1 pseudogene is annotated in these 232 nt (G+C 48.3%); it reads left to right on the top strand.

Annotation, left to right across the window (positions count from 1 at the left end):
- Positions 1–232 (top strand): annotated as a pseudogene (locus LD028_RS09615) (IS1634 family transposase); the annotation flags it as partial.

The following is a 232-nucleotide window of genomic DNA, read 5'->3' as shown; positions in this document are numbered from 1 at the left end:
AAATGGATGCCCAAGAGATCTTGAAGCTGTATAAAGGGCAGATCTCGGTGGAAATGAACTTCGCTTTTTTGAAAGATCCGTTTTTCACGGATGAGATTTACGTCAAAAAACCAGAACGGGTCGCAGTATTAGGCTATTTGTTTCTGTTGGCCTTGGCGATTTACCGCGTTTTTCAGCGCCGAGTGCGCCAGTTCATCACACCCGAACACCCATTAAAGGGCGCCGGAGGCCG

The organism is Anoxybacillus sp. LAT27 (genome assembly GCF_022030075.1).
Classification (GTDB): Bacteria; Bacillota; Bacilli; order Bacillales; family Anoxybacillaceae; genus Anoxybacillus; species Anoxybacillus kestanbolensis.
The sequence above is the reverse complement of the archived record's forward strand: the minus strand, read 5'-3'. Positions and strand labels throughout refer to the sequence as shown.